This window comes from Caulobacter sp. LjRoot300 (genome assembly GCF_964253875.1).
Lineage (GTDB): Bacteria > Pseudomonadota > Alphaproteobacteria > Caulobacterales > Caulobacteraceae > Caulobacter.
Genome location: NZ_CAXUSA020000005.1, coordinates 124,798 through 141,240, shown reverse-complemented (window position 1 = coordinate 141,240; position 16,443 = coordinate 124,798). Strand labels below are relative to the sequence as shown.

The window sequence follows — 16,443 nt, the reverse complement described above, 5'->3', positions numbered from 1 at the left end:
GGGCTACTTGGAGATGTCGATGGCGGCCTTCATCGACAGGCCCACGCGCAGCGGATGGTCCTTCAGCTCGGCCGGGTCGAGGGCGATGCGGACGGGCAGGCGCTGGACCACCTTGATCCAGTTGCCCGAGGCGTTCTGGGCCGGGATCAGCGAGAAGGCCGAGCCGGTGCCGCCCGACAGGCCGGTCACCCGGCCGTGGAACTTCACGCCGTGGCCGTAGAGGTCGGAGGTCAGGGTCACCGGCTGGCCGATATGGACCTTGTCCAGCTGCACTTCCTTGAAGTTGGCGTCGACATAGGCGTTGGTCGTCGGGACGATGGCCATCAGCGGCGCGCCGACCTGGACCTGCTGGCCGACCTGGACGTTCTTCTTGGACACCACCCCGGCCAGCGGCGCGCGCAGCACGGTGCGGTCCAGGGCCAGCTGGGCGCTGGCCAGACGGGCCTCGGCGGCGGCGACTTCCGGGTTCTTGTTGGCGGGCAGGCCGGAGATCAGGGCGGTGTTGACCTCGCGGTTGCCCGCGGCGGCGGTCCGGCTGGCCTTGGCCTGGGCCAGGGCGGCGCGGGCCTCGATCAAGGCCGACTGGGCGTTGGTGTACTGGCTCTGGGCGGTGGTCAGCTCCTCGCCGGACACCGCGCCGGAGTCCGACAGGGCCTTGCGCCGCGACAGTTCGATCCGCGCCTGCTCCAGGCTGGCCTGGGCGCCGGTCACGGCGGCGGCGGCGCGGGCGATGTCGGCCTCGCGGGCCGCCACCTGGCCGGCCAGGGCGTCGTCGCTGGCGAAATAGCCCTGAACCTTGCGCTGGGCCTGGCCCAGGGCGGCCTGGGCGGCGAGGACGGCGATCCGGGCGTCGGCGTCGTCGATCACCACCAGCGGCTGGCCGGCGGTCACGGTCTGGGTCTCGGAGACCAGCACCTTGGCGACCGGCCCGCTGATCAGCGGCGTCACCTGGGCGACCTCGGCGCCGACATAGGCGTTGTCGGTCTCGACGTGGCGCGAGCCGATCAGGACGGCGTAGAGCACCCACAGCACGACGCCGATGACGACCACGACGGCCAGGCCGGTCAGCAGTTGTCGACGATTGCCGTTGGGCTTGGCGAGCTTGGCGGGGGAGGCGGTGTCGGCCATGGCGGAAGATCCTGGAGGCGCGAAGACGAAGGGACGGGAAGGGTTCGGACTGGAAATCAGGCTTGGATCAGCCGGGGACGAAGCCGCCGCCCAGGGCGCGCACCAGGGCGACGTCCAGGGTCAGGGCGCGGCTTTCCAGGTCGGCGACGATCCGGCGCTGCGACAGCACCGCCTGTTCGGCGATCAGCACGTTCTGGTAGGTCGACAGCCCGCCCCGGTAGCGCAGCTTGGCGATGCGGAAGCCGTCCTCGCTGGCGGCCAGGGCGGCGCGGCTCTCGCTGAGCCGGGTGCTCAGGGCCCGCTCGCTGGCGGCCACGTCGGCCACGTCGCGCAAGGCCTGGGTGACGGCCGAGTCGTAGGCGGCCACCGCGCCGTCGCGGTCGGCCTCGGCCGCGCGGAGGTTGGCCTTCAGTCGCCCGCCCTCGAAGATCGGCAGGCTGACGGCGGGACCGACGCTGCCGACGTCCGAGCCGCTGTCGAACAGCTTGTCCAGGTGCAGCGACTGCACGCCGATGGCGGCGGCCAGGTTGACGTTCGGATAGAAGGCGGCCTTGGCCTGGCCGATCCGCTTGCTGGCGGCCTCGGCTCGCCACTTGGCGGCGACCACGTCGGGGCGGCGGCCGATCAGGTCGGCGGCGAGGTTGGCGGGCAGGCCGAACGGCTTGAGGGCGGCGACCGAGGGACGGGCGATCGCCAGGCCGCGGTCGGGGCCGGCGCCCAGCAGGGCGGCCAGGCCGTTGCGGGTCTGGGCGATCTGCTCGTCGAGGGCGGCCAGTTCGGCCCGGGCGTTGGGCGGCCCGGCCTCGGCCTGGCGCAGCTCGCCGCGCGTATCCAGGCCGTTGGTCACCCGGTTGCTGACCAGGTTCAGGGTTTCCTGCCGCAGGGCCACCGACCGCTCGGCCACGTCGCGCTCGGCGTAGAGGCGGGCGAGGTCGGCGTAGCTGGCGGCGACCGAGGTGGCCAGCATCAGCCGGGCCTGGGCCGCGTCGGCCTGGGCGGCCCGGGCTTCCGAAGTCGCGGCGGCGACGGCCGCGCGGTTCTTGCCCCAGAAGTCCAGCTCCCAGCTGAAGTCCAGGCTCAGCCGGCCATAATCGTTGTAGCCCTGGGGCACGAAGTCGGCGGGGATGCCGTTGTTGTAGCTCTGCTTGGACCGCTCGACCGCGCCGTTGGCGCCGACGCTGGGCAGCTGGGCGGCCTTGGCCTGGTTGGCCAGGGCCTGGGCGCGTCGCAGGCGGGCCTGGGCCTGGGCCAGGGTGGGCGAACCGGCCAGGGCTTCGTCGACCAGGGCGTCGAGCTGGGCGTCGCCATAGGCCTTCCACCAGGCGTCGACCGGCCAGGCGGCGGCCTCGGAGGCGGCCAGGGTCTGGGCCGTGGCGTAGGCCTCCGGCCCCTTGGCGACCCGGGCCGGCGCCGCGTCCGGCATGGTCGCGCAGGCGCTGGTCAGCAGGGCGGCCAGCAGGATCGAAACCGTGGCGCCGATCGCGTGGGATCCGGGCGACTTGGAGGCGGGGGGCTTGTCCAGGACGTTGGATGACATCGGCGGCTGACCTTGAATTGACCGTACTGTACGGTCATATGGTGGCGCTGATATAACCGCGAGCTTGACGGGATCAAGGGGCTCCCGAAGGAAAAGAAATGATGCAGGACGTGAAACCGCGTCTCGACCGAGACGCCCGTCGTGAAGCCATCCTGGACGTCGCCAGCGACGTGTTCCTGGAGGAGGGCTACGCCAACGCGTCCATGTCGATGATCGCCGCCCGGCTCGGCGGGTCCAAGGGCACGCTCTACAACTACTTCAAGAACAAGGAAGAATTGTTCGCCGCCTATGTGGTGCGCCACTGCGCCTGGCAGCGCGACGCCATGTTCGAGATCGGGTCCGAACCGGGCGACATCCGCCAGGCCCTGACCAAGGTCGGGCGCACCTATCTGTCGATCGTGCTGAGCGATTTCAGCATGGCCAATTTCAGGGTGATCGTCGCCGAGGCCCTGCGCACGCCCGAGATCGGCCACGCCTTCTACGAGGCCGGCCCCAGGAGCGGGGCCAAGCTGCTGGGCGCGATCCTGCAGAAGGCCGTCGACAGCGGACAACTGGAGATCGACGACCCGGTCCACGCCGCGCACCAGTTCATCGGCCTGTGCCAGAACCGGATGCTGAAAGCCCGGCTGTGCCAGGCCATGGCCGCGCCGACGCCGGAGGAGATCGACCGCGAGGTGCTGCCGGCGGTCAAGGTGTTCCTGGCCGCCTATGGCGCGAACGCCTAGAGCAAGCCGCGCGAAATCGCGCGGCTTGCTCTAGATTTTTGCTTTCGCATCGCTTTTGCGGAAAACCGGCATCCACTTTTCCGCGCGATGCTCCAGGCGTTTTCCGCTTGGCGAGACGGCGCTAAGACGGCACTGGGTTCGGGGAAGGGAGCGCCGTCCGCCTCCCGCGAGACGGAAGCTCGGCCCATGCAAGGCGTCACCATCGTCGACCACCCCCTGGTCCGCCACAAGCTGACCCGGATGCGCGATCGGCAGACCTCGACCAAGACCTTCCGCGCCCTGATGCGCGAGACCGCGACCCTGCTGTGCTACGAGGTCACCCGGGCCCTGCCGACCCACACGGTCGAGATCGAGACGCCCGTGGCCGCGACCACGGCCGAGGAGATCTCGGGCAAGAAGCTGGTCTTCGCCCCGATCCTGCGGGCGGGCCTGGGCATGGCCGAGGGTATGCTGGACCTAGTGCCCTCGGCCCGGGTGGCGCACATCGGCCTGTTCCGCGATCCCGCGTCGCTGGAGGCGGTGGAGTACTACTACAAGACCCCCGAGGACATCGCCGACCGCCTGGTCATCGTGGTCGACCCGATGCTGGCCACCGGCCACACGGCGGTGGCGGCCCTGAACCTGCTCAAGCGCTCGGGCGTGAGCGACCTGCGCTTCGTCTGCCTGGTGGCCTCGGTCCAGGGCGTGGAGACCCTGCGCGCGGCCCATCCCGACGTGCCGATCTGGACGGCGGCGGTGGACGCCGCGCTGAACGACCACGGCTACATCGTGCCGGGCCTGGGCGACGCCGGCGACCGGACGTTCGGCACCCGCTAAGGTTAGAGCGTCGACCTTGAGGGCCGATCCGCCCTAGATCGCCGGATCGATCGCCCCGGACTCCTCGGCCCGTTGCAGCGCCACGGCCTCGACGATGTGGGCGCGGTAGAGCACGCCCAGCAGATCGGTCTGGGTGATGATCCCCAGCAGTACGCGGTTCTCGTCGACCACCATGGCCTCGTGCGCCACGCCGCTGGACAGGATCGGCAGCAGGGCCTCGATCGCCGTGCCCGGCCGCACCTTGTGCACGAACGGGTCCAGCACCGCCTCGACCGGGCCTTCCCGGCCGGTCTGCAGTTCGGCCCGGCGCACCATGCCGACCACCCGGCGCTCGGAGTCGATCACCGGGGCGCTGCGCAGGTCGTGGGCCCGCATGTAGGCCAGGGCGCTCTCGGCGCTCTGGTGCAGGTCCACGCTCAGCACGTCGCGGGACATGATGTCGCTGCACAGGATGTGGGCGTGGATCCGCCGATGGGCCTGGAGTTCGACCTCGCGGAACAGGGCGTCCAGGTCGGCGCGGTCGACGTCCAGCAGGTCGCCGTAGTGGGCCAGGGCGTTGTCGATGTCGGCCTGGGTGAAGCCGACCCGGCGCAGGGGCGGGGCGTCCTTGGTGTCGTGCAGGTTGGCGGGCGGCGGGACGCGGTGGGGATAGGACCGGCCGACGCTTCGGGCGTAGGCCATGGCGCACAGCACCAGCAGGATCGAGCACAGTCCCACCGGCACGAAGACGTAGCCGTACGACGCCGGACCCACCGGGCCCGCGACCAGGGCCGCCCCCAGGGCGACCGCGCCGCCGGGCGGGTGCAGGCAGCCCAGCAGGCCCATGGCGACGATCGCGCAGGCCACCGCGGCGGCCGCCGCCAGGACCGGATGCGGATGGAAGGCCAGGGCGCAGGTCACGCCGGCCAGGGCCGAGACCATGTTGCCGCCGATCACGGCGCGGGGCTGGGCCAGCGGACTGGCCGGCACCGCGAAGGCCAGCACCGCCGAGGCGCCGATCGGCGGGACCAGCAGCGGAACCGCCGACGGTTGGCCGCTGGCGATCAGGTGGGCCAGCAGGCCGGTGGCGGGAATGCCGATCAGGGCCCCCAGGCCCGAGCGCAGGAGGTCCTGGGGACGGATCGGCTGACGGCCGCGCAGGGCCTGGACGAGGATGTTTCGCATGATCTCGGGGTTCGGGTCAGGCCTGGTCGCGGCCCAGGCGGGCGAGCGCCGCGGTCAGGGCGGGCTCCAGGGATTTCAGTTCCTCGAGGTGAGCCGCGCTCAGTTCCGCCAGCAGCGACTCGGCCTTGGTCGTCAGGGCCAGCCGCATCTTGCGGCGATCTTCGCGCGACGGGGTCTTGGCGATCAAGCCGGCCTCGACCATGCGCGCCACCAGTTCGGTGGCGGTGTGCGGGGCGACCAGCAGCCGCTCGGCCAGCGTCCCCACGGTCGGGGCGTCGGCGCCCTCGAAGCCGGCGATCACCAGCAGCGCCTGGTGCTGTTGGGCCGGCAGGCCCGCGCCATGGGCGGCGGTCTCGCTGAACGCCAGGAACCGGCGCAGCTCGTAGCGGAACGCCGCCAGCGCCACATATTGCGCCCGCGTCAGCCCGTCCTCGCCGGAAATTTCACCGCCCAATCGCCGATCCCCCTCGAAAATATCGCAATACGATATATTGGCGCTTTCGCAAGATCCGCGTCGAAACGTTTGGTCGGCTGGTCGGGATAGCCTCGCGCGTCGAGGACGAGCGGCAGGCCTATTTCCCCGCGGGGCGGCGGGGATGGACGGGCTTTCACGTCAGCGAAATCAAGGCCTTGCGCCTGGAACCGAAGAGCATTCGTGAAATCGACGCATCGCGCTCGAAACCGCCCGCATACTGGTCCTCGCCCCGTCGCGGGGGAGGACGTCCGGCCGGCGACCTCGACGTGCGGCGGGGGCGGTCGAGCGGGAAGCGTCCGCCGGCCGGCGTCGGAGGGCCCTTCGGGTCGGTCGGCGGAGCGTGGGGGTCCTGGATAGGGCCTCGGGCGGTCCGGACCGGACGGCGGGAACACCCCTTCGGGGCCGAACGGCGAAGCGCACCAGGCGCGGGCTGAAATCGCCCGCGCGGTCCGGACGGGGTACGTCGCCCCTCCGCCCGCCGGGGGCCTCCATCGGAGCGGGTTAAAAATCCGCGACCCGAAGGCTTCTGGAAAACGCGCCGCGCGGAGCGCCCGTGACGTGTCGAAACGGTACTCTCCAAAACCCTACACCGGGCGCGCCCCGGACGCTCCGCCGCCTCCCCAGCCCGCCGGCTCCTCCGGCCGGGGACATGCACTTGTGCGTGTCCCCAAGCCTGTCCGTGCGTCGATTGGGGACACGCCCAAGGGCATGTCCCCGGCCTCAGATCACCCCGGCGCGCAACAGGTCGTGGACGTGCAGGATGCCGACCGGACGACCCTGGTCGACGACGAACAGCACGGTGATGCGCCGCTCGTTCATCAGCTTCAGCGCCTCGGCCGCCAGGGCGCCGGGCGTGATGGTCAGGGGCGCGCGGGTCATGACCTCGCCGGCCAGGTGGCCCATCAGCCCGTCCATGTGGCGGCGCAGGTCGCCGTCGGTGATCAGGCCGCTCAGCGCGCCGTCCGGAGCGACCACCCCGACCGCGCCGAAGCGTTTCTCGCTCATGACCAGAAGCGCCTCGGACATCGAGGCGTCCTCGCGGGTCAGGGGCAGTTCGCCCTGGCCATGCATCAGGTCGCCGACCGTGCGCAGCATGGCGCCCAGCTTGCCGCCCGGGTGGAAGACGCGGAAGTCGCTGGCCGTGAAGCCGCGCCGCTCCAGCAGGGCCACGGCCAGGGCGTCGCCCAGGGCCATCTGCAGGGTCGTCGAGGTGGTCGGGGCGCTGACCTCGGACGTCGCCTCCGGCGCATCGGGCAGCCGCAGCAGCACGTCGCCGGCCCGCCCCAACTGGCTGTCGGCCACGGCGGTGACGGCGATGATCGGGATCGAGAACCGCTTGGCGTAGGCCAGGGTGTCGGACAGCTCGCGGGCCTCGCCCGACTTCGACAGGGCCAGCACCACGTCGCCCTGGCCGATCATGCCCAGGTCGCCGTGGCTGGCCTCGGCGGCGTGCACGAACATGGCCGGCGACCCGGTCGAGGCCAGGGTGGCGGCGATCTTGCGGGCCACGTGGCCGGACTTGCCGACCCCGGTGCAGACCACCCGGCCCTTGGCGTCGAACAGGGTCTCGACGGCGCGAACGAACGATTCGTCCAGCGACGCCGACAGCAGCGCCAGGGCCTCGGCCTCGGCGTTCAGGACCCGCCGGCCGACGGCGACCGCGTCGAAGGGGTTCATGGAACGTCCGCCGCAGTGGCGCGGGCGTCGCTCATCTGCTGGCGAGCCTGCAGGTCGCGCTGGGACGCCGCGTCCTTCTCGCGCTGGATCTTGGCCTTCATTTCCGGCGTCTGCTGGATCGGGACCGAGCCGAACGGGTCCGGCGAGCGGTCGCCGTAGCCCTGGGGCCAGACGAGCGACAGCGCGACAAGGGCCAGGCCAATGAGCGCCATGAAGGGCATGAAGATGCGATCGGGCATGGCCTGCCTATAGCATGTCGTCCAGAGGAGAGAAGGGCGAGAGAAGGGCGGGGAAGCGGCCGGGCGCTTGACGCGGAGCTGGCCGGGGCTTAGCCCGCCACCGTCACATCCTGGAGGTCCGATGCCCGTTCTTGTCCTGCTGCGCCACGGCCAGAGCCAATGGAATCTCGAAAACCGCTTCACCGGCTGGGTGGACGTCGACCTGACCGCCGAGGGCGAGGCCCAGGCCCGCAAGGGCGGCGAGCTGATCAAGGCGGCCGGCATCGATATCGACGAGGCCTTCACCTCGGTCCAGACCCGGGCCATCCGCACCTGCAACCTGGCGCTGGACGCGGCCAGCCAGAGCTTCGTGCCGGTGACCAAGGACTGGCGGCTGAACGAGCGCCACTACGGCGGCCTGACCGGGCTGAACAAGGCCGAGACCGCCGAGAAGCACGGCGAGGAGCAGGTCACGATCTGGCGCCGCTCCTACGACATCCCGCCGCCGGAACTGGCGCCCGGCGGCGAGTACGACTTCAGCAAGGACCGCCGCTACGCCGGCCAGGACCTGCCCAGCACCGAAAGCCTGAAGACCACCCTGGTGCGCGTGCTGCCCTACTGGGAGGCAGCCATCGCCCCCAAGCTGGCGGCCGGCGAGACGATCCTGGTGGCGGCGCACGGCAACTCGCTGCGCGCCATCGTCAAGCACCTGTTCGACGTGCCCGACGCCGACATCGTCCATGTCGAGATCCCGACCGGCAATCCGCTGGTCATCGACCTGGACGGCGGCCTGAAGCCGACCGGCGCGCGCTACCTCGACGAAAGCCGGGCCCAGCCGCTGCCGGCGGCCCGCTGATCCGGCGTTCGGGACGCCTGGCCAAACCCGGCTCCGGTGTCCCGAACTGCCTGGAAACGCAGCGTTAATGCGGCGGCGCGCATTGTAAAGGCCTAGCCCCTCGGGGAGCCGACAAGAGCAGCCATGAGCGCCCCTCCCGCGGCAGGCCAAGAGCACAAGCGCCTGACGCAACACGACGTCGACATGATCTGCGCCCGGCACGACCGTCTATGGTCGGCCCGGATGGGCGGGGCGCGCGCCGTCTTCGCCTTCTGCGACCTGTCGGGGCTGTCGGTCACCGGGCGTAATCTGTGCGACGCCGATTTCACCGGCGCCCTGATGGTCGGCTGCGACCTGCGCAAGGCCAAGCTGGACAACGCCACCCTGTACGGCGCCGACCTGCAGGGTTCGGACCTGACCGACGCCTCGATGCGACGCGCCGACCTTCGCGGCTCCAGCCTGCGCGGCGCCAACCTGACCGGGGCCGACCTGTTCGAGGCCGACCTCCGCGAAGGCCAGATCGCCGCCGCCGACCGCAAGGAAGGCTACCGCATCATCGAACCGGTCCAGCGCGAGGCCCAGGCGAGCGGGGCGATCCTGGCCGGGGCCAACCTGGAACGCTCGCGCCTGTCGGGCATCATCGCCACCAAGGCCGACTTCAGCGATGCGATCCTCAAGGACGCCAAGCTGGTGCGGGCCAATCTCAAGCAGGCCAATTTCAACGGCGCCAACCTGGCAGGGGCGGATCTTTCGGGCGCCAACCTGGTCGGGGCCGACCTGCGCAATGCCGTGCTCGTCGGCGCCAAGACCATGTCCTGGAACATCAACGACACCAACATGGACGGGGCCCTGACCGACAAGGCGTCGGGCAAGGACGTGTCCGACATGCCCTACGAACAGATGATCGCCGACCACGCCCGCTGGTGCGAGACCGGCGGGGCGGAGGGCGCGCCCTCGGTGTTCGACAAGGCCGACCTGCGCAACCTGAAGTCGGTGCGCGGCTTTAACCTGACGGCCCTGTCGGCCAAGGGCGCGGTGTTTTACGGTCTGGACATGGAAAGCGTCCAGATGCAGGGGGCGCAACTGGAGGGCGCTGACCTGCGCTCGTGCAACCTGCGGCGGGCGGATCTGCGCGGAGCCCGGCTCAAGGGCGCCAAGTTGGCCGGGTCCGACCTGCGCGAGGCCCAGCTGGGTCCGCTGCTGATCGGCCGCGACCGCCTGCTGCCCAGCGACCTGACCGGCGCCCTGCTGACCAACGCCGACTTCGCCCGGGCCGACCTGCGCCAGGCTTGTCTGAGCGGCGCCGACCTGTCGCGCGCCAACTTCACCAACGCCCTGCTCAAGGACATCGACGTCACCGGCGCGATCCGCATGGGCGCTCGCGGCCTGGACGACGTGATCTAGCAAACCAGCGCCATTGGCAATTTCCGCGCCGGTTCGCGAAAGTTGCGGCAAAACCGCGCGGCCTTAACGCTTCGCTCGTCGAGCGCCGGTATTTTCCCAGGTCGATCAAGGGGTTTCTCGGGGGAGAAGCATAGGACATGAGCGCGGCGCAAAGCATCGCGGGGCGGCGACGCCTGAGCCAGGCTGAGCTGGACATGATCGTGTCGGCGCACGAAAAGTTCGTCACCGGCAAGCAGGGCGGCAAGCGGGCCTCGCTGCGCTTCATGAACCTGTCGGGCCTGGACCTGTCGTTCCGCAACCTGGCCGACGCCGACTTCTCCGCCTCCATCCTTGACGGTTGCCGCATGGTCCGCACGCGGCTGGAGCGGGCCAATCTGTTCGGCGCCGACCTTCGCCAGGCCGACCTTCGCCAGGCCGTGCTGGTCCGCGCCGACCTGCGGGGCGCGTGCCTGCGCGGCGCCAACCTGTCCCAGGCCGACCTGACCCAGGCCGACTTCCGCGAAGGTCAGGTGGCCATCCCGCACCCTCGCAAGGGGTTCGAGACCGTTCGCCACGAAACCCGCAACGGCGAGGTCGATGAGGTCAACTTCTCGGGCGCGACCCTGGACGGCTCGCAGTTCGCGGGGGTCTCGGGGTTCAAGGCCGACTTCAGCGACTGTTCGCTGCGCGGCGCCAAGCTGTCGGGCGCCAACCTCAAGGAAGCCAATCTCAGCGGCGCCATCCTGGACGGGGCGGACGTCAGGGGCGCCAATCTCGAAGGAGCCAACCTGACCGGCGCGGTCATGGCCGGGGTCGACACCTCCACCGCCCGCCTCAGCGGCGCGGCCATGCAGGGCTGCCTGACGGCGTCGACCGAACGCGCCCTGTCCCGCGTCGAGGAGATCCACCAGCGCTGCCTGGCCAACCAGGCCTGGTGCCGGACCGGCGGCAAGGAGGGCCAGCCCGCTCATCTGGACGGCGAGGACCTGCGCCCGCTCGGCGACCGGCTCAAGGGCCTGCGGCTGACGGCGATGAGCGCGGCTGGGGCCTGCATGGTCGGGATCGACCTGTCGGGAACCCAGCTGCAGGGCGCGGACCTGCGCAACGCCGATCTGCGCACGGCCAACCTACGGGGCGCTGACCTGCGCGGCGCCAAGCTGGCGGGGGCGAACCTGACCAAGGCCGATCTGCGCCAGGCGGTCCTCTCGCCCCTGCCGCTGGGACCGGAACGCAGGACGCTGGTCGACCTGAAGGCGGCCCGCCTGCGCTATGTGTTGATGCAGGGCGCCGACCTCAGCGAGGCCGTGCTCGACGGCGCCGACCTGCGCGGCGCGGACCTCACCGGCGCCCGCCTGGCCAAGACCAGCCTGCGCGGGTGCGACCTGAGCCAGGTGCAGGGCCTGGACCTGGCGCCGGCCTAGGCGGGTCCGCGTCCAGGCAGAAAAAGGGCGGCGCTGATGCGCCGCCCTGAAAGTTTAGAGGGGGAATACGATAACGCGCGAAGGTGGTGTTAGGCTGCCTTCTCGCCTTCGATCTTGTCGCCCTCGAACTTTTCGCCCTCGATCAGGGGCGCGGCCGACTTGATCTCGATCGTGCGGGGCTTCAGCGCCTCGGGCAGCTCGCGCTTCAGCGAGATCGACAGCAGGCCGTCGGAGAGGGCCGCGTCGGTCACGATCACATAGTCGGCCAGCTGGAAGCGCCGCTCGAAGTTGCGCTCGGCCAGGCCGCGATGCAGGTAGCGCTTGGTCTCGTCATTGGCCGGCTTGCGGCCGGTGACAGTGAGAAGGTTTTCCTTCACCTCGATGCCGAGCTCTTCCGACTTGAAGCCGGCGACGGCGATCTCGATGCGGTACGCGTTCTCGGCGGTGCGCTCGATATTGTAGGGGGGATAGCCCGAGGCGGCTTCGTTCGAGGCGGCGGCGTCCAGCAGGGCGGCCAGCCGGTCGAAACCGACGACGGAGCGATACAGGGGGGACAGGTCGATCGTACGCATGGTCACATCCTTCTCATCAAGCAAGGTTGTTCAGTTTGTTCAAACCTTTGGCGACCCGGATTGGCGTCGCTGATGGTCTGGAAGGCCCGGGGTTCCAGCGCCTTCGAGACCAAGGTGGTGAGCCGTTTTTCGACTTCAAGGGGTTGAATGAACGGCCTGGTGGTGAATCGCTTGATCGATGTTCGGCCACCGCTAAGGTCGGCGCTGCCCAACCCGGCCAAGCCTTCGAGAGTTCCGACGATGACCCACCGCCGCCACCTCCTGTTGCTGGTCGCCGCCGCGCTTTGCCTCGCCGCGACCCCCGCGCTGGCTGACGACCCCGTCCTGAAGACCGCCATCAGTTCACCCCATCGCACCGCCGCCAACGCCGCTCGCGACCAGGCGCGCCATCCCTACGAAAGCCTGGTGTTCTGGGGCCTGAAGCCCAGGCAGACGGTGATCGAGGTGTCGCCGGGCGGCGGCTACTGGACCGAGATCCTGGCTCCCTACGCCAAGGCCACCGGCGGGACCTATGTCGCCGGCGTCGCCGACCTGGCCAATCCGAAGATCTCGGAGGGCGCAAGGAAGGGCCGGGCGGCGTTCGAGGCCCGCTTCGCCGATCCGGCCCTGTACGGCAAGGTCCGGTTCGTGAACTTCGGCCCGGTGGCCGGGCCCCTGGGCGCGCCGGGTTCGGCCGACCTGGTCCTGACCGCGCGCAACGTCCACAACTGGACCGTCCAGCCGGGCGTGGCCGACAAGATCTTCGCGGACTTCTTCGCGGTGCTGAAGCCCGGCGGCCTCTTGGCGGTCGAGGACCATCGCGCCGATCCCAAGTCCGAGACCGACAAGGGCGCGGACGGCTATCTGGCGACGGCCACGGTGGTGGCCCTGGCGGAGAAGGCCGGCTTCAAGCTGGACGCGACGTCGGAGATCAACGCCAATCCCAAGGACACCAAGGACCATCCGTTCGGCGTCTGGACCCTGCCGCCGACCCGGCAGAGCGCGCCCGACGGCCAGCCGGCCGACCCGGCGTTCGACCGCGCGAAATATGACGCCATCGGTGAAAGCGACCGCATGACGCTGCGCTTCCGCAAGCCGGGCTGAAAACTTGGCCGCCCGGCGCCGTTTCGCCAAGGTCGGGTGTTCATGATCGGCAATTCCGAGTGAATGGTGGGGCAGGCATGGCTTCAGGACTTCGATGGTCGCGGCGAGGGCTGCTGGCGGGCGCGGCCGCGTTGAGCCTGGCGGGATGCGGCCGCAAGACGGCCGAGCCGGACGCCGCCAAGCCCTCCGCCAAGGCCAAGCCCATGACCCTGGCGGCCGCCGCGCAGGGCGACTGGCGCTCGCCCGCCGACAAGGCCCGCGACGTCTGGCGCCATCCGGTCGAGAGCCTGGAATTCTGGGGGCTCAAGCCCGGACAGACCGTGGTCGAGTTCTGGCCTGGGGCCGGCTGGTACACCGACATCCTGGCCCCGTACCTGGCGGCGACCGGCGGCAAGCTCTACGCCGCCTCGCTGCAGACCGACCTGCCGGACGACCCCGCCGCCAAGGCCGCGGTCGAGGAATACCAGCGCAAGCTGGCCGCCAGGAAGAAGCTCTATGGCGAGGTCGTGGTCACGGCCTTCGGGCCGACCAGCGGTCCGGTCGCGCCGGCGGGATCGGCCGACCTGGTGCTGTTCCTGCGCAACCTGCACAACTGGATGGCGGCGGGCCTGGCCGAGAAGGCGTTCCGCGACGCCCTGACCGCGCTCAAGCCGGGCGGCGTCCTGGGCGTCGAGGAGCACCGCGGCGAGCCGGGGCGCGTGCAGGACGTTCTGGCCGCCGACGGCTATGTGCAGCAGGCCTATGTGATCGAAATGGCCCGCGAGGCCGGCTTCGTCCTGGCCGGGGAGAGCGAGATCAACGCCAATCCCAAGGACACCAAGGACCACCCGTTCGGCGTCTGGACCCTGCCGCCGACCCGCCTGTCCGCTCCCCGCGGCGAGCCGGCCGAGCCCGGCTTCGACCACGCCAAGTACGATGCGATCGGCGAGAGCGACCGCATGACCCTGAAGTTCGTCAAACCCAGGTGAGAACGCCCTTGAAACGCCGCGCCGCCCTCACGGGTCTGATGATCCTGGCCCTCGCGCCGCTGGCCCCCATCTCCGACGCCTGGGCCGACGCCGGAAAGACCGTGTCGGCGACCAAGGTCTTTCCGTTCCTGGAGTCGATGCTGAAGCTGCCGCCGGCGGAACGGGCTCGGATCAAGGTGGGCTACGCCCTGAGGCGTGACGGCAAGCCGGCCGCGGGCGTCAAGGCCGCCCTGGTCGAGGCGAGCGGCGCGCGCACCCCATTGCCGATCGACGATAGGGGCCGCTTCGAGCGTCTGCCGACCCTGGCCCAATTGCAGGCCAAGGCCCAACTGCATCTCGACGTCCCGGCGGATGCGAAGTTCGGCACCGTGATGTTGCTGGACCCCGTGCTCAAGCCCTCGGCCGACTACGACGCCCGCGAGCTGGTGGCGACGGTCGAGGAGTCCAACAGCACGATCCGCAAGGCCGCCGGCGCCATGGCCATGCTGGCCCCGCAGATGGAGGGGCTGGCCTTCCAGAAAGCCGAATCCGGTGTCGCGATCTTCCCCAACGGAAGCTCTCGGCCGCTGCCGTCGGACGCCGGGACGGTCATCTTCACGCCTGGCCAGCTCAAGGGCGCGGCCCGGGTCCGCCTGGCCAAAACCCCGACGGCGGTGGACTATTACAACAGCAAGAAATAAGCCGCCGGCGCGTCTGAACAGTGTTTACTCGCGGCGATCCAACGGCCAGTCTGCCGCCCAGAATCCACGCGCCACAGAGGGAGACGCGCTTATGGCTACGTTGCAGGAAATCACCGATCGCATGAAGGCCGCCGTCGGCGAGGACAGCGGCCTGGGCAAGAGCCTGAAGTTCGACCTGAAGGACGCCGGCGTCGTCCACATCGACGGCGGCTCGGTGACCAACGAGGACAAGCCCGCCGACCTGACCATGACCCTGTCGATGGACGACCTGCTGGCCATCGGCGCCGGCGCGCTGGACCCGACGATGGCGGTCATGACCGGCAAGCTGAAGCTGTCGGACATGGGCACGGCCATGGCCCTGCAGTCGAAGATGGCGGCCCTCTTCGCGAAGATGCGCTGATCCATGGGGAGCGCGGCGCCGCTGGTCTCGATTCCCGAGGCGCCCGTTCCCGATCATGGACAGGCCGAATGGTTCAGCGGCGCGGATGGGGCGACCCTCCGCGCCGCCTTGTTTTCGCCGGACGGTCCGCCTCGCGGCTCGGTCGTGGTCAGTCCCGGCCGCAGCGAGCCGATCGAGAAGTATTTCGAGGTCGTGCAGGACCTGCTGGACAGGGGCTTCGTGGTGCTGGTCCACGACTGGCGCGGACAGGGGCTGTCCCACCGCGCCTTGCCGGACCGGCTGAAGGGCCACGCGGCCGGTTTCAGCGACTTCCTGGGCGACTACCAGGCGCTGCTGGCCGCGTTCGAGACGCGGCTGCCCAAGCCCTGGATCGCCCTGGGCCACTCGATGGGCGGATGCCTGACGATGCTGGTCTTGGCCACGGGCGAGCGCCGCTTCGCCGCCGCCGTGCTGTCGGCGCCGATGCTAGGTCTCAACACCGGCGCTCGGCCTGCCGGCGGCGCCCGCGCCCTGGCCTGGCTGATGAGCCGTTCTCGGTACAGGGGCGACTACGTGCTGGGCGACGCCGGCGACCCGTTCGTCCAGAGTTTTCCCGACGACGCCCTGACCCACGACGCGGCCCGCTATGCCCGCCACCGAGCCCAGATCCATGCCAATCCCGACATCGCTCTGGGCGGCATCACCTGGGGCTGGACCGACTTCGCCTTCTCGGCCTGCGCCTTCCTGCGCCGGACCAAGGGGGTGGAGGCCGTGCCGATCCCGGTGACCATTGTCGCGGCGGGGCAGGACAGCCGCGTGCTGATCGCCGACGAGAAGTCGATCGCCGGCCGCCTCCCGCAAGGCCGCTATGTCGAGATCCCCGACGCCTTCCACGAGATCCTGATCGAGACCGACGACCGCCGGGCGGTGTTCTGGGCGGCGTTCGACGAGACTGTGGACCCGGTTATGCCCAGCAGCAGGCCCGCATGAGCATTTGGGCGTGGCTGAAATCGCTGGGCGGAGCGGCGCCGGCGCGGCGGGCCGAGCCCGAGACCGCGTATATCCTTTCTCTGATCGACGATGTCGTCGCGGTTCGCGATCCAGACAATCAGGAGCATCGGCTCTCCCTTTCAGATCTTCGCGGCGTCATTATCGAGACGAACGACTCCGGCCCTTGGGGCGCGGATCTGTGGTGGCTGCTCTTTGGCGCGAACGACCGGGTCGCCGTCGCATTTCCCAGCGGCGCAACCGGCGAGCAGGCGGTGATGGATCGCCTGATGGCTCTGCCGGGTTTCGATTTCGAAGCCATGACCCGAGCCATGAGCTCGACCGACGTCGCGGTGTTTCCTCTCTGGCGGACCGCCTAGACATTTAGAGCGCGT

At 70.1% G+C, this 16,443-nt stretch carries 18 protein-coding genes; 11 read left to right on the top strand and 7 right to left on the bottom strand.

All coding sequences use genetic code 11. The annotated features are described in order from the left end of the window. Positions 1-3 precede the first annotated feature (3 nt). Both ACSQ2G_RS17810 and ACSQ2G_RS17805 read right to left on the bottom strand, forming a co-directional pair. Positions 4-1,128 carry an HlyD family secretion protein gene (locus ACSQ2G_RS17810; RefSeq protein ID WP_436033143.1) on the bottom strand — a complete coding sequence of 375 codons (1,125 nt, stop codon included), beginning with the start codon at positions 1,126-1,128 and terminating at the stop codon, positions 4-6. A 67-nt stretch (positions 1,129-1,195) separates the two neighbouring features. Further along, positions 1,196-2,665: an efflux transporter outer membrane subunit gene (locus ACSQ2G_RS17805; RefSeq protein ID WP_436033141.1), complete on the bottom strand. Its 1,470-nt coding sequence runs from the start codon at positions 2,663-2,665 to the stop codon at positions 1,196-1,198. Between the two features lie 101 nt (positions 2,666-2,766). On the opposite strand from ACSQ2G_RS17805, the gene ACSQ2G_RS17800 reads away from it, so the two are divergent. Both ACSQ2G_RS17800 and upp read left to right on the top strand, forming a co-directional pair. Continuing rightward, positions 2,767-3,390 carry a TetR/AcrR family transcriptional regulator gene (locus ACSQ2G_RS17800; RefSeq protein WP_436033139.1) on the top strand — a complete coding sequence of 208 codons (624 nt, stop codon included), beginning with the start codon at positions 2,767-2,769 and terminating at the stop codon, positions 3,388-3,390. 186 nt (positions 3,391-3,576) lie between these two features. Then, positions 3,577-4,206, top strand: coding sequence for a uracil phosphoribosyltransferase (gene upp / locus ACSQ2G_RS17795; RefSeq protein ID WP_436033137.1), 630 nt, complete (start codon positions 3,577-3,579; stop codon positions 4,204-4,206). Between the two features lie 33 nt (positions 4,207-4,239). On the opposite strand, the gene ACSQ2G_RS17790 is transcribed toward upp, so the two are convergent. From ACSQ2G_RS17790 to ACSQ2G_RS17775, 4 genes are all read right to left on the bottom strand, one after another. Next, on the bottom strand, positions 4,240-5,370 hold the full coding sequence (locus tag ACSQ2G_RS17790) for an HPP family protein (protein ID WP_436033135.1): 1,131 nt from the start codon (positions 5,368-5,370) through the stop codon (positions 4,240-4,242). 16 nt (positions 5,371-5,386) lie between these two features. Then, positions 5,387-5,824, bottom strand: a complete 438-nt coding sequence (locus tag ACSQ2G_RS17785; protein ID WP_310082593.1) for a MarR family winged helix-turn-helix transcriptional regulator — start codon at positions 5,822-5,824, stop codon at positions 5,387-5,389. 741 nt (positions 5,825-6,565) lie between these two features. Further along, complete coding sequence (locus tag ACSQ2G_RS17780) at positions 6,566-7,522, bottom strand: KpsF/GutQ family sugar-phosphate isomerase (RefSeq protein ID WP_436033132.1); 957 nt, start codon at positions 7,520-7,522, stop codon at positions 6,566-6,568. After that, complete coding sequence (locus tag ACSQ2G_RS17775; protein WP_436033131.1) at positions 7,519-7,761, bottom strand: hypothetical protein; 243 nt, start codon at positions 7,759-7,761, stop codon at positions 7,519-7,521. Before ACSQ2G_RS17775 ends, ACSQ2G_RS17780 begins: the two co-directional genes overlap by 4 nt. A gap of 121 nt (positions 7,762-7,882) precedes the next feature. Here ACSQ2G_RS17775 and gpmA point away from each other — a divergent pair, with 121 nt between their 5' ends. The 3 genes from gpmA to ACSQ2G_RS17760 all read left to right on the top strand — a co-directional run bounded on the left by gpmA (position 7,883) and on the right by ACSQ2G_RS17760 (position 11,379). After that, on the top strand, positions 7,883-8,596 hold the full coding sequence (gene gpmA / locus ACSQ2G_RS17770) for a 2,3-diphosphoglycerate-dependent phosphoglycerate mutase (RefSeq protein WP_310082588.1): 714 nt from the start codon (positions 7,883-7,885) through the stop codon (positions 8,594-8,596). A 123-nt stretch (positions 8,597-8,719) separates the two neighbouring features. Then, on the top strand, positions 8,720-9,979 hold the full coding sequence (locus ACSQ2G_RS17765) for a pentapeptide repeat-containing protein (protein ID WP_436033128.1): 1,260 nt from the start codon (positions 8,720-8,722) through the stop codon (positions 9,977-9,979). A gap of 137 nt (positions 9,980-10,116) precedes the next feature. Next, complete coding sequence (locus tag ACSQ2G_RS17760) at positions 10,117-11,379, top strand: pentapeptide repeat-containing protein (protein ID WP_436033127.1); 1,263 nt, start codon at positions 10,117-10,119, stop codon at positions 11,377-11,379. An 89-nt stretch (positions 11,380-11,468) separates the two neighbouring features. Here ACSQ2G_RS17760 and ACSQ2G_RS17755 read toward each other — a convergent pair whose 3' ends face one another. Then, entirely contained in the window at positions 11,469-11,951 is a 483-nt protein-coding gene (locus tag ACSQ2G_RS17755) for an Hsp20 family protein (protein ID WP_436033126.1), read from the bottom strand. A gap of 240 nt (positions 11,952-12,191) precedes the next feature. Between ACSQ2G_RS17755 and ACSQ2G_RS17750 the strand changes: the two genes are divergently transcribed. The 6 genes from ACSQ2G_RS17750 to ACSQ2G_RS17725 all read left to right on the top strand — a co-directional run bounded on the left by ACSQ2G_RS17750 (position 12,192) and on the right by ACSQ2G_RS17725 (position 16,428). Next, positions 12,192-13,034: a class I SAM-dependent methyltransferase gene (locus tag ACSQ2G_RS17750; RefSeq protein ID WP_436033125.1), complete on the top strand. Its 843-nt coding sequence runs from the start codon at positions 12,192-12,194 to the stop codon at positions 13,032-13,034. A 77-nt stretch (positions 13,035-13,111) separates the two neighbouring features. After that, on the top strand, positions 13,112-14,002 hold the full coding sequence (locus ACSQ2G_RS17745; RefSeq protein WP_436033124.1) for a class I SAM-dependent methyltransferase: 891 nt from the start codon (positions 13,112-13,114) through the stop codon (positions 14,000-14,002). Between the two features lie 8 nt (positions 14,003-14,010). After that, positions 14,011-14,682: a hypothetical protein gene (locus ACSQ2G_RS17740; RefSeq protein WP_436033122.1), complete on the top strand. Its 672-nt coding sequence runs from the start codon at positions 14,011-14,013 to the stop codon at positions 14,680-14,682. 91 nt (positions 14,683-14,773) lie between these two features. After that, positions 14,774-15,082, top strand: coding sequence for an SCP2 sterol-binding domain-containing protein (locus ACSQ2G_RS17735; protein WP_028039546.1), 309 nt, complete (start codon positions 14,774-14,776; stop codon positions 15,080-15,082). A 3-nt stretch (positions 15,083-15,085) separates the two neighbouring features. Next, positions 15,086-16,051: an alpha/beta fold hydrolase gene (locus ACSQ2G_RS17730; protein ID WP_436033120.1), complete on the top strand. Its 966-nt coding sequence runs from the start codon at positions 15,086-15,088 to the stop codon at positions 16,049-16,051. Further along, positions 16,048-16,428, top strand: a complete 381-nt coding sequence (locus tag ACSQ2G_RS17725; RefSeq protein WP_436033118.1) for a hypothetical protein — start codon at positions 16,048-16,050, stop codon at positions 16,426-16,428. The genes ACSQ2G_RS17730 and ACSQ2G_RS17725 overlap by 4 nt, the downstream gene beginning before the upstream one ends. Positions 16,429-16,443: the final 15 nt, after the last annotated feature.

Coding starts and splice junctions, on each gene's coding strand:
- ACSQ2G_RS17745 (WP_436033124.1), top strand. CDS start 13,112: ATGGCTTCAGGACTTCGATGGTCGCGGCGAGGGCTGCTGGCGGGCGCG.
- ACSQ2G_RS17805 (WP_436033141.1), bottom strand. CDS start 2,665: ATGTCATCCAACGTCCTGGACAAGCCCCCCGCCTCCAAGTCGCCCGGA.
- ACSQ2G_RS17765 (WP_436033128.1), top strand. CDS start 8,720: ATGAGCGCCCCTCCCGCGGCAGGCCAAGAGCACAAGCGCCTGACGCAA.
- ACSQ2G_RS17735 (WP_028039546.1), top strand. CDS start 14,774: ATGGCTACGTTGCAGGAAATCACCGATCGCATGAAGGCCGCCGTCGGC.
- ACSQ2G_RS17725 (WP_436033118.1), top strand. CDS start 16,048: ATGAGCATTTGGGCGTGGCTGAAATCGCTGGGCGGAGCGGCGCCGGCG.
- ACSQ2G_RS17730 (WP_436033120.1), top strand. CDS start 15,086: ATGGGGAGCGCGGCGCCGCTGGTCTCGATTCCCGAGGCGCCCGTTCCC.
- upp (WP_436033137.1), top strand. CDS start 3,577: ATGCAAGGCGTCACCATCGTCGACCACCCCCTGGTCCGCCACAAGCTG.
- ACSQ2G_RS17810 (WP_436033143.1), bottom strand. CDS start 1,128: ATGGCCGACACCGCCTCCCCCGCCAAGCTCGCCAAGCCCAACGGCAAT.
- ACSQ2G_RS17755 (WP_436033126.1), bottom strand. CDS start 11,951: ATGCGTACGATCGACCTGTCCCCCCTGTATCGCTCCGTCGTCGGTTTC.
- ACSQ2G_RS17775 (WP_436033131.1), bottom strand. CDS start 7,761: ATGCCCGATCGCATCTTCATGCCCTTCATGGCGCTCATTGGCCTGGCC.
- ACSQ2G_RS17750 (WP_436033125.1), top strand. CDS start 12,192: ATGACCCACCGCCGCCACCTCCTGTTGCTGGTCGCCGCCGCGCTTTGC.
- gpmA (WP_310082588.1), top strand. CDS start 7,883: ATGCCCGTTCTTGTCCTGCTGCGCCACGGCCAGAGCCAATGGAATCTC.
- ACSQ2G_RS17790 (WP_436033135.1), bottom strand. CDS start 5,370: ATGCGAAACATCCTCGTCCAGGCCCTGCGCGGCCGTCAGCCGATCCGT.
- ACSQ2G_RS17800 (WP_436033139.1), top strand. CDS start 2,767: ATGCAGGACGTGAAACCGCGTCTCGACCGAGACGCCCGTCGTGAAGCC.
- ACSQ2G_RS17780 (WP_436033132.1), bottom strand. CDS start 7,522: ATGAACCCCTTCGACGCGGTCGCCGTCGGCCGGCGGGTCCTGAACGCC.
- ACSQ2G_RS17760 (WP_436033127.1), top strand. CDS start 10,117: ATGAGCGCGGCGCAAAGCATCGCGGGGCGGCGACGCCTGAGCCAGGCT.